Raw genomic sequence first — 18,357 nt, 5'->3', positions numbered from 1 at the left:
TAAGAAAATGGCAGGGTATCGAATAAGGATATATCTATTGGGAACAGTCTCGTTTTATCTGTTGTGCGGATGTACGGCGGAGCCAGTTATAGATGCCGGTTCGGCAGACGCCCGTCCGGTGACACTGAGTTTTACCCGACCCGACCTGGGCAGGCCTGTTCCTGTTTCACGTGCCGGTGACGGGCTCGTCCCGGAGCGACTTCCGGTGAGGGCTACTGTCCGGATCGCCGCCTATTATCTCCGCAAAGGGGCGGACGGCGCGATACAGCCGGCTTCGTTCGACACTTCGGCACCACGTATGAAGCAACCTACGAAGTGCAGGCAGACGGTTCCCTCTCGCCCTGCATGGTCGATAACGATGGCAAAAAGATAGACGGCGCGGCTTCCGGCCTTTCCGTCCGCGGCGGCACCTACGATTTCTATGCCGTATCCCCGGCACGCCCCCTGCAACAGGGTTCAGGCAGCAAATATCAAATAACTAATATCCCTCATAAAGAGGACGTAATGGCCTCTTTTCAGCGTAATGTCGAAGTCTCGGCAACCTCTAACGTCGTTGCGCTGAATACCTTCGCCCGAAAATGTGTCTTAGTTGTTTTTAATGTCGCCCCTTCACCCGACAATGCCCTTCCTTTCGACCAATTGTATGGCACTTCCCTGATCCTGAAAAAAATATCTACTTCCGGTGCCAGCCTGATAGCAGGCGAAAGTACCGGTATTCCTCTAACGGGCGGCAACGCAGGTACGGCTTCTGAGGTTACTTTCTCCGCCGCAGACTTCGAGCCTGTAAGCGGCCTGCATCCTGACGGACGGAACAAAGCCAAAGGTGTTGTCCTTCCCAAAAACAATACCGCGTTCGATGTTTCCCTGACAGTGGTTCGTGACGATGAAACGGCAACCCTGAGTGCCACCATCGACAAACAGATCACCTTCGACCCCGGCAAACGCTATATCTTCACCCTCGACGTAAAAGATAACACCAGCAGCCTGCTGCTGACGATACTGAACTGGACTGCGGTTTCTTTTACAGATACAGGCGTGGGTGGCCCCGATGGTTCCCGTCCCGATCCCGATATCAATGCGGGGACAGGTACAACGATAACGGTCGCACAGTGGGATGAGATGTCGTGGACGGATGAACAGGTTGGACTTAGTTCGCCTGTGAGAACGGTGGCAATAGTAGCACACGTTGCGGACAGTACTTCGACAATGGCAATTTCAAAGGCTACAACACCACAACGGGTAGCTACTATGTCAGGTGTGTCGGGGATTAAGAAAATCAATTAATCAATTCAATAACTACTCTATCTTGAGCAGTCTGATATAATAAATGAAATACAATATACGATGAAACAATCAATAACAAGAAACCGATCACTTACCGGTGTCCGGAGTATCTTTTCTCCTCTCGAGAGGGGGCAGGGGGCGTGTAAATGCCCGCCCTTCAATCATTTTTATCTTCTTCTCCTTTTCCTCCTAATCGTCGGTTGCACCGAAACCGAGGTAGTAGACGGCCTCCGTCCCTCTGCCGGGCAGGAGGTAGAAACATCCTTCAACCTGCAAGTACTGGCCAATCAGACAACTAAAACACGCAGTATCACCTTCACTGCCGAGGGCACGATCGAGTCAGACAGCCTGGCGATAGACACCGCAGCCCCTAATATCCCAGATTCGATACGGACAAAGTCTACCAACCCTTTAACCGAGGTGCAGGAAAACCAATTATCCAGCCTGTGGGTCGGTCAATACGATGCAGCCACAGGCCAGCGCCTGTTCAGCCAGTATTTTTCTAGGCTGTCCGGTAATACAGTTAATATAAAGTTGAAAGTAAACACCGCCGGTCAGACCAGCCATGTATACTTCGTGGCAAATACCAGTGACCTGGGCGTAGTCGCCGATGAAGCGACTTTGAAAACACGCACCTTGCCTTATGGTTCTACAGACGCAGGCTTACCAAACAACAACCTCTGTATGATGATGGGACAGTGGAACGGAGCCATACCTTCCGGCGGTGTAAATAACATCACCGTGCAGCTAAAACGACTCATCGCTAAAATATCTTTTACTTATGCGGTCAGCAGCTCCGGTTTCTCGTTTACGCTTGACTCCGTGTCCTTAAGGAATGCTCCGGCCTTGTCTCAGGTGGAAGCTCCCACGACACAATTAACAGTCGCAGGCATGTCTTATACCCATTATACCGATAAGAATCCCAATCCTACGAGTAAAACCTTTTACTGGTATCTGCCCGAAAATATGGCCGGAACAGTCACTGGTTCCAACGCCGTCACTTCCGAGATGCAGAAGGTCGGTACCGGTGTAACCAACGCCACCTGCATCGAACTGCGAGGCAGTGCCGTGCAGGACGGTGTTACCTACAGCAATGTCGTTATTCGCTTTTTCCCGGGTGCCAATATGAATAATTACGATATAGTGCGTAATGCCCACTACCAGATGAAGGTTACTCTGGTCGGTCTGGATGCCTCCGACGACCGCATCACGATCGGAGAAATTCCCCCTGTCGAAGTCGACCCTGGCAAGATGGCGGCAGAAAAGGGCAGCGTGAAAGCCGTCCAGATTCCTGCCCGCCCGGGTATACCCTGGAATATGTATTTACCCGTCTGGCTATCCGCTCTGGTGGGCGGTACTAACGCTGACGCCGGTTCCACCATTACCTATGAAGGCCCTGTTCTTGTGACTTTACAGGCTGCCACAGCCAATCCGAAAGCAGAGGACAGAACCGAAACGGTCAACCTTTCTATCGATAATACTCCCCAACCTTTTGAGCTTACCCAGGCAGGTTCCTAATTGACGCTTGACAACAACAATATCTTGCTGGGTGAAGCGGGTGAAACCGTAAGTTCGGCCACTTTTACCACTACCAAAGGGTTGCCGTGGACAGCTGTCCCCAGTGCCGGGTGGATCATCTTTGCACCTGAAAATCTCGCAACCGAAGGTGAAGCAACCGGTCAGCAGCAAACCCTGAAAGTAAAAGCTGACGGAGCGAATCCGTCTGCCGCATTGCGTGAAGGTAGAATCGTGCTGAAAGCGGGTGCTTCTATAGCCGACAACACGTATACGGGGCTTAATAAAGAGGCATCTGTCGTGCAGAAAGGTTCTAAAGTAACCAACTGCACGGTGTTAAATAATATAGTCGCCGAGGGTGCTCTCAACTTGACCGGATCATTCACAGCTACGCCGGGTCTGGACTGGCGAACAAGTGTTGGAGCCGACACCTGGCTCCATGTAAAGGGTGGCGGTTCAGGCACGCCGACAACGGGTTCGTCCCAGACTATCACTTTTGATGTAGTTGCCAATCCCAACTCCACCCTCCGGTCGGGAGGTATTACCGTTGAAGCAGGTAACCCCGAGTCCGGTCCCAAGGGAAAGATAGTCGTGAGCCAGCTGGGTTCTACCTTTGAGCTCATTTCGCCTTCAACCATGGAAATTAACTTTACGGCTACAACCTTTAATGCTGTTATAAAGGGGACAAAGGGGTTGACATGGGAAGTTAACCCGCATGATGGAGCGAAACAGATAGCTCCGCTACTCTTTAATGGTGATGTAACCGGTCAGAATCAGAATATAGCGTTTTCAGCCCGCGAGAATTTCGGGCCGCCGCGCACCGATACATTTAACATAACCGTCCCGGGTGGTGACCATAAAAAGATGGTTGCCGTCAAGCAAATAGCCAATCCGATATTAACGATAAACCAGGAAATATTGACGAAGTATGCTGCAGAGTCTAAATATCCTCCGTTCGATATAGATGGTGATGGAGGTCAGTGGATCAAAGACAATCACCCCGGTGTCGATTTTACTTGGGGAACCCCTACTATGATCGGAAGTTATCGTCTCCAAGTACAGAGTACGCAATTCCCGCACCGTGTACCTTATCTAGACGGTGCCGATTTTGTAGCTCGGGATTATTGTAAGAATCTTTCTGAGGGGGGGCTTTCCAATTGGCGTTTACCAACTCAGATCGAGTTGTATACCATGTGGGATAAGGCTAAAGGAGCTAACTCTGATGCTACAGATAACGAGCCTGACACCCAGCTCTACGGCGCACCGTTCCTCAACTACTATTACTGGAGTAGTTATGGCAATGTCCAAACTCATGGAGTAGTGTTGTTCACCACTGGCCTAAACGACTATGGCGGCACGTGGCAATCGCTTCATGTCAGGTGTGTCAGTGATATAAATTAACCATTTCTTTCAGGAGGTACTTGTTCCCTGTATGATAAATGCCCGCACCAGTGTAAAGTTTAAACCCTGAAAGTTTTTGTTGGAGAGCCTGAATCCCGCAAGCAAATAATATCTGAAGAAAATAGTGTGCCGGATAACGAGGGCTAATCATTCCCTTGTTATCCGGCATTTTATCTGTGCGAACCGCTGTTGTCCCGTAAGTTACTGCGTTTGTTTGAGGGATTAGGTCATGAAAAAGCTATTGAAAGAGATGCAGTTGCTGTTTGGCAATGCACCACCTCCTGCATCGTTCGACACTAAGTTGAAAACTCTCGAAGAGCCTCTTCGTCAGCAGTATCGCCTGAACCTCTGCCGCCTGGCCTTCGGCTATTACGACCAGCTGCCCGGTCCGTTTCGAAAATTTACAGCCGCTTACCTGAAGCATGACCGCGAATTATATATCGATTATCTGCTAAATTATACTCCCTTAGCTAAACTCCGCTACACCTTACACAACCCCGAGCTGTTTCTTCCTTTATTATACGTATTTGAAAATGCCGACCACCGGGGTCGCGTCATGTACCACCAATTAGCCTCCAGCCTCTTACTGGCATTCTCCATCCCTTATAAACTGGAAACGCTGGACAACTACCTCTGCCACTCCCAACCTGACGCAGATACATTGAATGAGTTCCTTGCCCTGATGGGAAAGGTGAAGGTGGAAAGTGATTAGTTTTCTAAAAGGTTATAAAAAACATCTCATTTGCTTTCCTGAATTTGTTCGCGGAAATGTGACTTTTTTGTTTATTACATCAGATTATCAGCTTTTTATTAGTCTTTGTTCAGGAATTCTTCCGTTTTCTGCCGTAATACCTTTGTATTGTGCTCAAGAAAGAGTACGTAACATTTTAAATCATAAAATTATGGCATTAAAATTTAAGAAAGTACAGAGAAAGATCATGTTCGGGGAAGACAAGGACAAAGTGAAAACCTATGCAATGGCTAAGGCATCAGGCTATTGCGATATGGCAAAGTTGTGTGAGCTGATCTCTAACCGCTCTGCTATGTCGAGCGCGGATGTAAAGGCGATACTCGACTCGTTGAACTGGGCTATGGGGCTGGAACTTCGTTCGGGAAATATCGTACAGGTAGGGGAATTCGGTAATTTCCGTTTGTCGGTGAGATCTACCGGTACGGAGAATGCTGACGAGTTCAATGCTTCTAAAATCAAAAAGGCACGTATTGTATTTACACCGGGGGCGAGCTTGCGCTGGTCGAACGAGATCACGAAGTTTGAAGAGGAATCGGACAAGAAAGAAAACAAACCGAATACGGGCGGTGGAGATGATGACGATCGTCCGGTAATCGAGTAGTCAGATGAAGCGGTTGACGGTTCAGTTACTAATGGCAATCCTACTCGTTGTGAGTGGGATTGTTCTTCTCTTCTCCGGTTTTTGGATAGCCCCTGCCGGAGAGATCCACAATAGCGTACTCGTTGCTTTTGGTGAGATCAGCACCTTTGCCGGCGCCCTGTTTGGCGTCGATTATTCATACAAAATAAAACAAATAAAAGATGAAAAAGAACATTAGCAGAGATTTTACATGGGAGGAAATGACTTACAGCAACATTGCTGTACTGAACGGTTTGAGAAATGATCCTCCGGAAGAGGCTCGCGATGCTATTAGAGAACTGGTGAAATGCCTTCTTCAACCCCTCCGTATTGCTTATAACAAACCCATTGCTATCACTAGCGGCTATCGCAGTCTGGAGGTAAACCGTCTGGCCGGTGGTGTCCGTTCCAGTCAGCATGTGAAAGGAGAAGCAGCCGATTGTTATGTGCCGGATATTTATCTTCTTTTGGATATACTGAAGAAAAGCGGATTGTCTTTCGACCAGGCTATTCTTTACCGTAAAAAACATTTCCTTCATTTGTCTTACAAAGTGAATGGCAAACAAAGACGTCAAATATTATACAGGTAAAAGAATTAGGTATGAAGTATCAGAAAAAGTGTTTCCTGACTATTATTATTCTGCTGTCTATCTTACTCCTGTCGTCTGGTTGTCATACCGGACGACTCAGTAACAAACAGCGTATCCTGCGTAGCTCTGTTTTGACCCAGACCATTACTCATTCCGATAGCATTTCTTTATCGCAACAACTCCAAGCCACTTGTCAACAAAAGCTTCGTCTTGAACATATCGAACTTTTTCCACCTGATAGTTTACAAAGACAATATATCCGTTCAGTAACGAGGTTAGAAGGAGATAAAGAAACAGAAGAACTTAGTGTTATTTCGGGTAAAATAAATAAAGAAGAAGATATTTCTGTTAATAAAGAAAAGGTGGTTACTTCTAAAGTGACAAAGGTTTTATCGTCTTTTTGGTGGGGAGGCGTTGTTTTGCTGGTGATGGGGTGGATATTGGTTAATAAAAAAGTCTACTTTCACAAGTAGACTTTTTTATTCTTATAATGACCAATACCTTAACCTTAAACGAGAGGCCTAAGCCTCAAATATTACTTTGTGACAAATATATATATACTATTTGATAAATGCAAGCGCTATCGCTTTTTTTCAAGACGTATGTAAAAAAGATAATGGCTGGTTGCTACTGAAACTGGTGAAAGTGAAACCAGAGTGTAATTAAATAGTAAAATAGATGTCATTTTGATCCTGCTACATCATAAACTAGAATGTTTTAAAAGTGAATATGCGCTGCTTTTCAATGAAAAATGTTATATTTGTGGACAAGTGTAAAAGTCTAAGCTTCTTCGTCTGTTGTTTGTGATTCGGGAAATGAACTATCCTTTATAATATAATCGCGTTTGAATGAGCGATCTGAGACTTGAATTATTCTAATCTATCTAAAAAGCAGTGATGTTTATGATTAAAAGAAAAGAACTAACGTACGACAATTCTTATTTACTAAAAGTGTTTAACAGAGATTTTCCTCATTTGATAGCAATGGCGGAAGAGAGCTGGAGCGTGGAGCTGTTTAGAGAAGCTCTTCGTTCTTTTGTCTCTTCACGGCTTGAAACAGGTGAAGGGGGCAGTAATATGGGGAATGCCGTGGCGAAGCGTATTTTACTTTTATTGGATTATGATGAGACAACAGTGGATGAACTCTCAACGGGAGAGCAACTGTCTATACATACTTTTTCTTATTTCTGGCAGTTATTGACTGGGAAACTGACTGATAATGCCTCTCCCGATCTTTTCATCGATTTGTATCATCAATTTATGTTGCTGGAACGTCCGGAAGAAATAGTTCCCGACCGCTCGCAGGTAAAACGGCAAATGAGTCGTTGGCCGACAGGGTTGGATGAGGAAGTGGTAGCTGTTCGTGAAGCGAATAAAGAACGGATAATCAGAAGACTGATCCGTAAAATAGAACGTCGTAACGCACCATCGTCCCGATATCAGTTTTCTCCGGAAATGACAGAGGAGGAGAAATATGACCAGGTGAAGGAATGGTGGAATACGGCACGTTTCCATTTGGCTATGGCCATCAAAGGTCCCAAAGAACTTAATTATTTTTTGGGCGATTCGTTGTCGGAGGAGATGATGCAATTGCTGGGTCATGCCCGGAAAAAAGGTATGCCATTCTTTGTTACCCCTTATTATCTGTCGTTGCTTAATCCGGGAAAAGAGGGATATGATGATGAGACAATCCGGTCGTATATACTGTATTCTGAAGAACTGGTGGAGACATACGGAAGTATCAAAGCATGGGAAAAAGAGGATATAGTGGTATCCGGGCAACCCAATGCTGCCGGGTGGTTGCTGCCCGAAGGGCATAATATCCATCGTCGTTATCCTGAAGTTGCTATCCTGATACCGGATTCGATGGGCCGGGCTTGTGGGGGACTATGTGCTTCCTGTCAGCGAATGTACGATTTTCAAAGTGAACGTTTGAATTTTGATTTCGAAGCATTAAAAGCAAAAGAAAGCTGGGATAAGAAGCTGCGCCGGTTGATGCACTATTTTGAAGAAGATGCTCAATTAAGAGATATCCTGATCACCGGAGGAGATGCACTGATGAGTCAGAATGCTACACTACGGAAGATATTGGAGGCAGTATATAAAATGGCTGTTCGTAAACGGAAAGCCAACGAAGAACGTCCGAAAGGTGAAAAATATGCCGAGTTGCAACGCGTACGTTTGGGATCACGTTTGCTTGCCTATCTTCCGTTGCGTATAACGGACGAACTGGTTGCCATTCTCAAGGAGTTTAAAGACAAAGCATCTACGGTTGGTGTTTCCCAGTTTATTATCCAGACCCATTTCCAGTCTCCTTTGGAAGTAACTCCCGAAGCTAAACGAGCCATACAGGCGATCCTTGATGCCGGATGGATTATTACCAACCAGTTGGTTTATACGGTAGCTGCATCCCGACGGGGACATACGGCTAAGCTACGCCAGACTTTGAATTCCGTCGGAGTGATTTGTTATTATACCTTTTCTGTGAAAGGCTTTAACGAAAACTATGCCGTATTTACACCTAACAGCCGTTCATTGCAGGAACAATACGAAGAGAAGGTATTCGGTCATGTTCCTGAAGATAAACTGGAGGAACTGGATGATATCGTAACAAACAAGCGTCCGTTGGGTAAAAAGTTGATCAGTTTCCTTAGAGACAATCATTTATTATTTGCTGCAACCGACCGGAGTGTATTGAATTTACCGGCAATCGGAAAAAGCATGACATTTAAAACAATAGGATTTACAGCGGAAGGCAAGCGTATCCTCAAGTTCGACCATGATACCGGTCGTCGGCACAGCCCGATCATTCATCAGATGGGAGAAGTGTTCATTGTCGAGAATAAATCGGTGGCAGCCTATCTCCGGCAGTTGGAAGAATTGGGAGAGGATGTGAAAGAATACCGTAGTATCTGGAATTATTGCGAAGGCGTCACGGAACCACGTTTCAGTTTATATGAATATCCCGATTATCCGTTTGAGATCACAGAAAAGATGACAAATCTTGAACTTGAAAACGAGTAAAAGTGTATCTTTGTTCCTGCTAAACCAATAAAGAAATGATACAAAACGAAAGAGAGATACGACACGAATATGTGTTAACTGCTGTCCGTCAGATGATGACGGCTGCCCGGACGGCTCCGAAAGGGAAAGGTGTCGACATTATAGAGATTGCAATGGTAACGGGTGATGATATCCGGCATCTGTCCGAAGAGATGCTTAAGGTGGCTGCTGAGACGGGATTAAAGTTTTTCTTACGTGATGCGGATAACATCCTGAGTGCCGAGGCTGTAGTGATACTCGGTACGCGCCAGCAGGTACAAGGACTGAATTGTGCACATTGCGGATATGATACTTGTGTAGAGAAACCGGCAGAAGTTCCATGTGCTATTAATTCCGTAGATTTGGGTATTGCAATCGGATCAGCTTGTGCTACGGCTTCCGACCTGCGTTTGGATACGCGTGTCATGTTTAGTGCCGGCTTGGCTGCACAGCGTTTGGGCTGGCTCGGTGAAGACAGTAAGTGTGTCATGGCTATCCCGGTCAGTGCCTCTTCTAAAAATCCGTTCTTCGATCGTAAACCCAAAGAACAACCTGTGAAGTAATTAGCTGGATTTTGGACAAATAACAAGATGATTCTATGATAAAGTTTGAAAACAAACTTGAACTTCGTTATTCTTTTAACGATAAGTCCAGCTATATGGACGCTATGATTAAACACCGTTGTGAGAAAGAAATACTTTCCATGATCCGTGTATTGGCCGATATGCTGGATGTGAAGATGACTGCTCATTGCGAACCTGTTCCGCTGGCAGGTGGATACCGGATAGTATGGCCGATAGCTGGCGAAAGTCCGCGTGCTATTTCCATTGTATTGAATATATTGATGCAGGTTCTGTCGCGTCCGACCCTGTCGGTAGGGGGGCAACCTATTGCCGACCGGACGAATGCCGATGAAGAGAAAATGCAAAAGGAAATACTACTTCTGAAACGTTCGCTCAAACTAAAAGATCCGGGTGCCCGGATCCCTCATGAACTGATTGAATTGCTTTCTTCATGGCCTAAGTTCAGTAAGTGTAAATCCAATTTTTATGAAGCGTTGAAGGGATATCCCAAGGTGACAAAAATAACTGTACGCGAACTGAATGCAAACAATGGTAGTCGCTCCGGTTCTCTGGATGTGAAACGTGATCAGTTTGATTACTTTATCCTGCGTTCAGACGATCTGCCTACCATCAAAGATAATAAAGCGACGATAGAAATCATTTCGCCTGTATTGAAAGATAGCCGTTACCGTTGGAAAGGTATCTATAATAAAGGAGGCGAGACGATCGACTTTTATATGTGCGACGAAGATTTCAAGAAACAGATGTTCGATGAAAAGATATCTTTCACCAGCGGCATGTGTATCGACTGTGTATTGGAGATTGCACGTAAGTTAAGCGAATTGGGTGAAACGATCAATGTCAGCTATACGGTGACTACTGTGGTTCGTACCCGTTTCGATAAACTTGAAATCGTTACCCCACAGGGTAAGCGTCACCTGCGCAAGCTGGAAGCGGAGAAGAAACAACTTACACTCGACTTATTTGGCTAACTTTTCCTATCTTTACGCCAAATCTTAAAGATGTATGGCTAAGACAAAAACAGTATATGTCTGCTCCAATTGTGGAGCAGACTCTCCTAAATGGGTCGGTAAATGTCCTAATTGCGGTGAATGGAACACGTATGTGGAAGAAATCGTCACCACTAAAGAGCCCTCGGCAAAACGTATTATTCCCGGAATAACCGACAACGAAAAGGTTCGTCCGGTCTTACTGCGCGACATCACATCCGAAGAAGAATCCCGTATCGATTTGAAAGATGAGGAATTGAACCGTGTCCTCGGTGGGGGGCTGGTGAAAGGATCGTTGGTATTGATCGGTGGTGAGCCGGGTATCGGCAAGTCTACCCTGGTGTTGCAGACCGTTTTGGGGCTGAACGGGTTGAAAACACTATATGTTTCGGGGGAGGAAAGCAGCCGGCAGCTTAAACTTCGTGCCGACCGTCTGGCTCATGAAAATCCGGACTGTTTTATCTTATGTGAAACAAATCTGGAACAGATATTTGTACAGGCTCGTAACGTGCAACCGGATTTAATGATTATCGACTCTATCCAGACTATCTATACTGAGATTGTGGAATCGTCTCCCGGTAGTGTCTCCCAGGTACGTGAATGTAGCGCCGCTATTCTGAAATATGCTAAAGAAAGTGGTGTGCCTGTTTTGCTGATCGGCCATATAAATAAGGAAGGAAGTATTGCCGGGCCAAAAGTATTGGAACATATTGTCGATACGGTGCTTCAGTTTGAAGGCGACCAACATTATATGTACCGTATTCTGCGTAGTATTAAAAACCGTTTTGGTAGCACGGCGGAATTGGGTATCTATGAAATGAGGCAGAATGGTTTGCGTGAAGTAAGCAATCCGTCAGAATTATTGTTGACCCAGAATCATGAGGGGCTGAGTGGCGTGACGATCGCCGCCGCGATCGAAGGGATTCGCCCTTTCCTGATCGAGACTCAGGCATTGGTAAGTTCCGCTGTTTACGGTACGCCGCAACGTAGCGCAACGGGATTCGATCTGCGACGAATGAATATGTTGCTGGCAGTCCTTGAAAAACGTGCCGGATTTAAATTGATACAAAAGGATGTGTTTCTGAATATTGCCGGTGGTTTAAAGGTAAATGACCCTGCTATTGACTTAGCTGTTATCAGTGCCGTGCTTTCATCGAGTCTCGATATCAGCATCGAGCAAGGCGTATGTATGTGTGGTGAGGTCGGTTTATCGGGTGAGATCCGTCCGGTCAACCGTATCGAGCAACGTATCCTGGAAGCAGAGAAGCTAGGCTTCTCGCGTATAATTATTCCTCATAACAACCTGAAAGGTTTCGATACCGCTAAATGTAAAATACAGATTATACAGGTGAAGAAAGTGGAAGAGGCTTTCCGTCATCTGTTTGGATAATCGTTTTCTCTTTATAACAAGCAAATAAATAATGATACAAGAATTACAACTCCGTATTCTGCCGGAAGAAGCAGTCAATGAGCAATCCCTGAAACAAGTCGTTGCACGGGAAACCGGTACTCCTCTCAAAGATATACAAGCTGTACGGCTATTGAAACGTTCGATCGATGCCCGTCAGCGTACGATTTATGTAAATGTTAAACTGCGCATATTTATTAATGAGCAACCGGAAGAGGCAGAATACCAGTCGGTGGAATATAAAGATGTATCAAGCGGTAAACCAGTGATTGTGGTTGGTGCCGGCCCCGGAGGATTGTTTGCCGCTCTGCGTCTGATTGAACTGGGTTTGCGCCCTGTTATCATAGAACGTGGTAAGAATGTACGCGATCGTAAGAAGGATATTGCGTTGATCAGTCGTGAGCATGTCGTGAACAGTGAATCGAATTACAGTTTCGGTGAAGGTGGTGCCGGGGCTTATTCGGATGGTAAACTATATACCCGCAGTAAGAAACGCGGTTCGGTGGATAAGATTCTGAATGTTTTTTGTCAGCATGGTGCCAGCACATCGATCCTGGCAGATGCCCATCCTCACATAGGAACGGATAAATTGCCCCGTGTGATAGAAAATATCCGTGAGCAGATCATCCGTTGTGGTGGTGAAGTTCATTTTGAAACCCGTATGGATGCTCTGATCCTGAAAGGCAATGAAGTTGTCGGTATTGAAACCGATACAGGAAAGACCTTTCTTGGCCCGGTTATCCTGGCAACTGGTCATTCGGCCCGTGATGTCTATCGATATCTTTATGAGCAAAAGATCCCTATCGAAGCTAAAGGTATTGCCGTAGGTGTTCGTTTGGAGCATCCGCAGGAGTTGATCGACCAAATTCAGTATCACCGTAGGGAGGGGAGAGGAAAGTATCTTCCGGCTGCCGAATATAGCTTTGTTACGCAGGCTGGCGGAAGAGGTGTGTATTCTTTCTGTATGTGTCCCGGCGGATTTGTCGTTCCGGCGGCAAGCGGTCCGAAACAAGTTGTTGTAAACGGAATGTCACCGTCTAACCGAGGTTCGCGCTGGTCGAATTCCGGAATGGTGGTCGAGATCCGACCAGAAGATTATCCGGAACTGATGAAGCATGAAGAGATAAAGGTTCCTGCCGATTCGCCTTTAGCATTGATGGCTTTTCAGGAAAGGCTGGAAGAAGTATGCTGGCTGAATGGTGGTATGAAACAGACGGCACCGGCCCAACGTATGAATGACTTTGTTACGAAGAAAAACTCGTTCGATTTGCCGGAGTCTTCCTATACACCCGGGTTGTTGGCATCACCGCTTCATTTCTGGATGCCTGAATTTGTAACCAGCCGCCTGCGTGATGGTTTCCGTCATTTCGGAAAAACTTCCCGGGGCTTTCTGACTAACGAAGCCCTGATGATAGGCGTAGAAACCCGCACGTCTTCTCCGGTCCGCATCCTTCGTGATCGCGATACCTATCAGCATATCACCCTGAAAGGACTTTTCCCCTGCGGGGAAGGAGCCGGTTATGCCGGAGGGATTGTTTCTGCGGCTATCGATGGTGAACGCTGTGCAGAAGGTGTTGCTGAATATCATTCAGTAGGTTGATCCTTTCCAGTGAGAAAGTTGTATCGTGAGCTTGCAGATATTCCAATAACTCCTTTGCGCGAAGAAGCATTTCACATTGATCTTTGGGTTGTTGAAGGCCGTCTTCGATCAAGGTTTTGATCGCGATCTCGAGACGTAATACGCCTCCTTGATCTTCGTTGTCGAGGAATCGGAGGATATCGTCAGGCGCGGTTGTCATCAGATAGTTACGATCCACTTTCAGGTTATCGTAAACATCCTGTATCAACTCTGGGTTTCTATCGGTTGTATTGTTGTTGCGGTTGAAGATTACCTGGGCGATCATTTTGCCCAGTTCTTCGATCTGTACCATGATAAAATCTCTTTTTAGCATATGAATGGGGTTTATTCTACGGTTACACTTATAATTCTAATATCTTTTTGCGGACGGTCATACTGGTCTTTTGGCTGATTGGCGATAATGTCCAATACATCGAAACCTTCCGTCACTTCACCGAAAATCGTATAGATGCCATCCAGATGGTGACAACCACCGGTTGTTGTATAAGCTTTCCGCTGTTCGTCGGTAAAGATCAAATGTCCGGGAGTAGCCAGTATCATGGAGTCGATCTTAGCATTGATTGTAGTGATACGTTTGTTGTATTCCCGTTTGTTGCTTTGTTTCAGCATTTTCAGCTCTACGGCTTCCGGACGGTAAAATTCGTCGAGTGCCTTTTTGCGGATATTCTGGTTTGCAATCAATTCCAGCGTATCCAATTCTCCGTTGCGGTATACTTTTCCCTGCACGATAAAGAATTGCGACATATCCGATTTCTTTTGTGGATTGACGTCATCGTTTTGGCGGGGAGCAGCCAAGGCTCCTTTTTTATGGAAATATTTACTGTTCAGTTCCGGTAGTATCTCGGCAGACGAGTCGCCGAAACCGCAACGAGCACCCGGGGGAGCTGTTTTTGAGTCGGGAGCACCTCCCTGTATCATAAATTCTTTGATGACACGGGTAAAAAGCGTACCATTGAATTCACCCTGCCGTGCCCGGTTGATGAAAGTACGGACATGATTAGGCACGTCGTCGTATAGCCGAGCTTTCATCGTCCCCACATTCGTTTGGATTGTTACTGTCTTTCCTTCACCTTGCGCGTGAAGTGACCCTGACATTGCGAACAGTAGTAAAACCAAGTAGTATATCTTATTCATGCCTTCTATTTTTATTTGCCGGGTAAAGATAGTATTTATGTTGTTAAACACAAACTAAATGGTTATCTTTGCCCACTTTATTAAATAGTGACAAGGTTTTTTAATATTAGAATATGAATTGGATCAATGATTTATTATGGGGAGAAGGCATTGGCCACTCCATTCTGTTGCTGTCGTTTGTGATAGCGGCCGGAATTCAATTGGGTAAAATTAAGGTGTTTGGAGTCTCTCTGGGCATTACACTGGTTTTGTTTGTGGGTATCATTCTGGGGCATTTCGGTTTTACGATCAACCACAATGTAATTCACTTCTTTAAAGAGTTCGGTCTTATCCTGTTTGTTTACTCTGTGGGTATGCAGGTGGGACCCGGTTTCTTCTCGTCTTTTAAGAAGGGAGGAATAACCTTGAACTTACTAGCTTGCGGAATTGTGTTCCTGGGAGTAGTAACAGCTGTTATCTTGCATTACACAACCGGTATTCCAATGCCCACAATGGTTGGTATTTTGTCTGGAGCGGTGACAAATACACCGGGTCTGGGTGCTGCTCAACAGGCATATTCCGATATGTATGGTACAGCTGATAATACAATAGCACTGGGATATGCGGTTGCTTATCCGTTGGGTGTGATCGGTATCATTCTTTCGATTATGTTTATCCGTTATGCATTCCGTGTGAACTTCGACAAGGAGAATGAACAACTGGATAATGAGGATTCATCTCATGCTAATGAGGCTAAACCTATTTCCCTGGTGGTTAAAAATCCGGCAATATTTGGAAAAACGGTAGGGGAGTTGTCCGGTTTGCTGGAACATCGTGATTTCGTTATATCCCGTATCTGGCATGACAACAACAAACAGATTGAAATAGCTTCAGCTAATGCCGTATTGCATGAGAACGATAAAGTTTTTGTAATTACAACCGAACAGGATGCCGATACCATCAAGACTTTCGTCGGCGAAGTGATCGATATGGAACGCAAACAGTGGATTCGTATGGAAAGCCAGTTCATCAACCGTCGTATCCTGGTTACAAAGCCTGAGTTGAACGGTAAACGTCTCGGACAACTGAAACTACGTCAGTTATACGGTATCAATATTACCCGTATCAATCGTGCCGGCGTCGATCTGGTAGCTACTCCGCACCTGACACTGCAAGTTGGTGACCGTGTAAATGTAGTAGGTACCGAGACTGCTGTCACAAATGTAGAAAAGGTATTAGGTAACTCAATGAAACGTTTGAACGAGCCGAACCTGATCACGATCTTTATCGGTATTGCGCTGGGTATTGTGTTGGGTAGTATACCTATTACATTCCCGGGTATCCCTCAACCGGTAAAGCTGGGATTGGCCGGTGGACCGCTGATTGTGGCTATCCTGATCAGCCGGTTCGGTTATAAATATAAACTGATAACCTATACGACTCAGAGTGCAAACCTGATGTTACGCGAGATCGGTATCACCTTGTTCCTTGCCTGTGTCGGTATCAGTGCCGGTGATGGCTTTGTCGATACGATTGTGAATAACGGTGGTTTTGCCTGGATCGGTTACGGTTTTATCATAACGACAGTTCCTTTGTTGATCATCGGATGTATCGGCCGTTATTTCTGTAAGGTGAATTACTTTACATTAATGGGGTTGATTGCCGGTAGTACAACCGATCCGCCTGCACTGGCCTATTCGAATGCAACAGCCGGAAACGATGCTCCTTCCGTAGGGTATGCAACTGTCTATCCATTGACAATGTTCCTGCGTGTATTGACGGCACAGTTATTGATTTTGTTCTTTGCCTGATTAAGGATAAATAATAGGATAAAAAGGTGTTTGAATAGTTTTCAGACACCTTTTTTATTTAATAGATATTCGCCATACTAACTAATGGCTCATATAATTTTTCGATATCCTGGGCATCTATTTCGAGGGTTAACTGGTCGCCGGGCATGATAGTTTGGCCGGTAGGAGGGAAGTCTTTGCGGTCTCGGTGGATATTTATAATAATGCAGTTGTTCGGTAGATGCAGGGTATCAGTCTCTTTACCGTCGAAATAGGCCCCTGTCATGACCTCTACATCCAGCCTAAGCCGTTTTTCTTCCTGAAAGAGAGGCTTCTTGATCATCTCTTCGTAAAACATTACGTTGAACGGCTTTATTTCTAATAGTTCGGTGAAGTAGTAAGTCAATCCCCCGACGACGATTGAAGGATAGAACACCTCAAAATGCCCTGTGATCTCCGTTATCAGTATAATAGCTGTGATGGGAGTACGGACAACAGCCACCAGGAAAGCGGCCATCCCGACCAGCATCACATAACTGATGTTTTCGGGAGCGATAATTCCATGTTGCACCAGTAAAAGCGCACATATCTTTCCAAGCAAACCACCGGTGACGAGTGTCGGGATAAAACTGCCTCCGGGTAATCCGGAAGAAAAGGAATAGACCGTAAACACCATATGTAACAGCATCATGCCGGTAATCCATAATATACTTTGTTTACCGCCCAATGCTTGTTCCATCAGGAACTGTTCGCCTCCTCCCGTAAGATCGGTTATTGTCAGCGAAATGACATACGCCATGATCAATAGCCCCAACAACTTTATATATTCGGGCTGTTTGATGGTAGGGAACAACCTTTTAACATAAAGCATCAGTAGTGAGTAGAATTTTCCGAAGATGGAAACAACTACGGCAAACAACAGGAACAATTTGATCTGTAGAGAGAATGAAAGTTCGGGAGCTATAGCCTCTATCTCATGATAAGGATTGATCGGAAACATCATATTGGCAATCGTACCGGCCACAACTCCGGCCAGAATAGTAGTGATAGCCGTTTTGGGTGCGTCGAAACGTTCGATCGATTCGATCACCAGAGTGGCGCCAGCCAGTGGTGCGGCAAAGGCCGCTGCCAGTCCGGCACCGGCACCTGCAGCGAGTAGTTGCTTTCGTTCTCCGCTCAGGATATGCCCCCACTTGCCGACCAGGTCGCCTATATAAGAGCCCATTTGTACGGAAGGTCCTTCGCGCCCCATGGAAAGTCCGCTGCTTAATGTTAGTACCCCGCCGGCAAACTTAGCCAGTAATTGCCGGAACGAGTGTTTGTAAACGATCCTGCCATTGATTGCTCCGCGTGTTTGCGAGATGCCTCCACCTCCTATGTAAGGCCAATGTCTTACCAGTTTTGATACGAATATAAGCACAGCCCACAAAGTGAAGAAAGCGATTATATGAAGATACCAGGGAGGAGAAGATTCAAAAAAATCTTTCCGGTAGTTATAGAACAGCTGCAATAAATAATGGTAAGGAACTGCTACCAGGCCGGTTAGCAATCCTACGATGAGACTCACAAAATAGAGCCTGGCATCCACTAGTTTCAGCTTTAATATCCTCCAGTTTACCTTCATAAGCTCGAT

The 18,357-nt window shown here is 45.8% G+C and carries 18 protein-coding genes; 15 read left to right on the top strand and 3 right to left on the bottom strand.

Annotated elements, in window-relative coordinates; genetic code table 11:
• Positions 1 to 7: 7 nt before the first annotated feature.
• From M1P97_RS07350 to M1P97_RS07285, 14 genes are all read left to right on the top strand, one after another.
• Positions 8 to 373 (top strand): hypothetical protein, encoded by a 366-nt coding sequence (locus M1P97_RS07350; protein ID WP_249388728.1) that lies wholly within the window; start codon positions 8 to 10, stop codon positions 371 to 373.
• A complete protein-coding gene (locus M1P97_RS07345) occupies positions 346 to 1,284 on the top strand; it encodes a BF2992 family fimbrillin-A clan protein (protein WP_249388727.1) in 939 nt (312 codons plus the stop codon). Before M1P97_RS07350 ends, M1P97_RS07345 begins: the two co-directional genes overlap by 28 nt.
• A 60-nt stretch (positions 1,285 to 1,344) precedes the next feature.
• Positions 1,345 to 2,802 carry a DUF4906 domain-containing protein gene (locus M1P97_RS07340; protein WP_249388726.1) on the top strand — a complete coding sequence of 486 codons (1,458 nt, stop codon included), beginning with the start codon at positions 1,345 to 1,347 and terminating at the stop codon, positions 2,800 to 2,802.
• A 24-nt stretch (positions 2,803 to 2,826) separates the two neighbouring features.
• Positions 2,827 to 4,200, top strand: coding sequence for a BACON domain-containing protein (locus tag M1P97_RS07335; protein WP_249388725.1), 1,374 nt, complete (start codon positions 2,827 to 2,829; stop codon positions 4,198 to 4,200).
• A 229-nt stretch (positions 4,201 to 4,429) separates the two neighbouring features.
• On the top strand, positions 4,430 to 4,912 hold the full coding sequence (locus M1P97_RS07330) for a hypothetical protein (protein ID WP_249388724.1): 483 nt from the start codon (positions 4,430 to 4,432) through the stop codon (positions 4,910 to 4,912).
• Between the two features lie 190 nt (positions 4,913 to 5,102).
• Complete coding sequence (locus M1P97_RS07325) at positions 5,103 to 5,552, top strand: HU family DNA-binding protein (RefSeq protein ID WP_249388723.1); 450 nt, start codon at positions 5,103 to 5,105, stop codon at positions 5,550 to 5,552.
• Positions 5,553 to 5,556: 4 nt separating this feature from the next.
• Positions 5,557 to 5,769: a hypothetical protein gene (locus tag M1P97_RS07320; protein WP_195372178.1), complete on the top strand. Its 213-nt coding sequence runs from the start codon at positions 5,557 to 5,559 to the stop codon at positions 5,767 to 5,769.
• Entirely contained in the window at positions 5,753 to 6,160 is a 408-nt protein-coding gene (locus M1P97_RS07315) for a D-Ala-D-Ala carboxypeptidase family metallohydrolase (protein ID WP_249388722.1), read from the top strand. Before M1P97_RS07320 ends, M1P97_RS07315 begins: the two co-directional genes overlap by 17 nt.
• Before the next feature lie 11 nt (positions 6,161 to 6,171).
• On the top strand, positions 6,172 to 6,633 hold the full coding sequence (locus tag M1P97_RS07310; RefSeq protein WP_195372176.1) for a hypothetical protein: 462 nt from the start codon (positions 6,172 to 6,174) through the stop codon (positions 6,631 to 6,633).
• Between the two features lie 429 nt (positions 6,634 to 7,062).
• Positions 7,063 to 9,183, top strand: coding sequence for a KamA family radical SAM protein (locus tag M1P97_RS07305; RefSeq protein ID WP_249388721.1), 2,121 nt, complete (start codon positions 7,063 to 7,065; stop codon positions 9,181 to 9,183).
• Between the two features lie 35 nt (positions 9,184 to 9,218).
• Positions 9,219 to 9,764: a ferredoxin domain-containing protein gene (locus M1P97_RS07300; protein WP_195372174.1), complete on the top strand. Its 546-nt coding sequence runs from the start codon at positions 9,219 to 9,221 to the stop codon at positions 9,762 to 9,764.
• 35 nt (positions 9,765 to 9,799) lie between these two features.
• Entirely contained in the window at positions 9,800 to 10,756 is a 957-nt protein-coding gene (locus M1P97_RS07295; RefSeq protein WP_195372173.1) for a hypothetical protein, read from the top strand.
• A gap of 34 nt (positions 10,757 to 10,790) precedes the next feature.
• Complete coding sequence (gene radA, locus M1P97_RS07290) at positions 10,791 to 12,164, top strand: DNA repair protein RadA (RefSeq protein ID WP_195372172.1); 1,374 nt, start codon at positions 10,791 to 10,793, stop codon at positions 12,162 to 12,164.
• Between the two features lie 31 nt (positions 12,165 to 12,195).
• Complete coding sequence (locus M1P97_RS07285) at positions 12,196 to 13,782, top strand: NAD(P)/FAD-dependent oxidoreductase (protein WP_249388720.1); 1,587 nt, start codon at positions 12,196 to 12,198, stop codon at positions 13,780 to 13,782.
• Here the strand turns inward: M1P97_RS07285 and M1P97_RS07280 are convergent.
• Both M1P97_RS07280 and M1P97_RS07275 read right to left on the bottom strand, forming a co-directional pair.
• Entirely contained in the window at positions 13,727 to 14,134 is a 408-nt protein-coding gene (locus tag M1P97_RS07280; RefSeq protein ID WP_195372170.1) for a DUF6483 family protein, read from the bottom strand. The two genes, M1P97_RS07285 and M1P97_RS07280, sit on opposite strands and share 56 nt — an antisense overlap.
• Before the next feature lie 11 nt (positions 14,135 to 14,145).
• Positions 14,146 to 14,955, bottom strand: coding sequence for a peptidylprolyl isomerase (locus M1P97_RS07275; RefSeq protein WP_249388719.1), 810 nt, complete (start codon positions 14,953 to 14,955; stop codon positions 14,146 to 14,148).
• Positions 14,956 to 15,068: 113 nt separating this feature from the next.
• Here M1P97_RS07275 and M1P97_RS07270 point away from each other — a divergent pair, with 113 nt between their 5' ends.
• Positions 15,069 to 16,745: a putative transporter gene (locus tag M1P97_RS07270; protein ID WP_195372168.1), complete on the top strand. Its 1,677-nt coding sequence runs from the start codon at positions 15,069 to 15,071 to the stop codon at positions 16,743 to 16,745.
• A gap of 58 nt (positions 16,746 to 16,803) precedes the next feature.
• On the opposite strand, the gene M1P97_RS07265 is transcribed toward M1P97_RS07270, so the two are convergent.
• Positions 16,804 to 18,348 carry a ClC family H(+)/Cl(-) exchange transporter gene (locus tag M1P97_RS07265; RefSeq protein WP_195372167.1) on the bottom strand — a complete coding sequence of 515 codons (1,545 nt, stop codon included), beginning with the start codon at positions 18,346 to 18,348 and terminating at the stop codon, positions 16,804 to 16,806.
• Between the last annotated feature and the right edge of the window lie 9 nt (positions 18,349 to 18,357).

Source organism: Parabacteroides leei, assembly GCF_023369805.1.
Classification (GTDB): Bacteria; Bacteroidota; Bacteroidia; order Bacteroidales; family Tannerellaceae; genus Parabacteroides; species Parabacteroides leei.
This window is presented reverse-complemented; position numbering and strand designations above follow the sequence as displayed.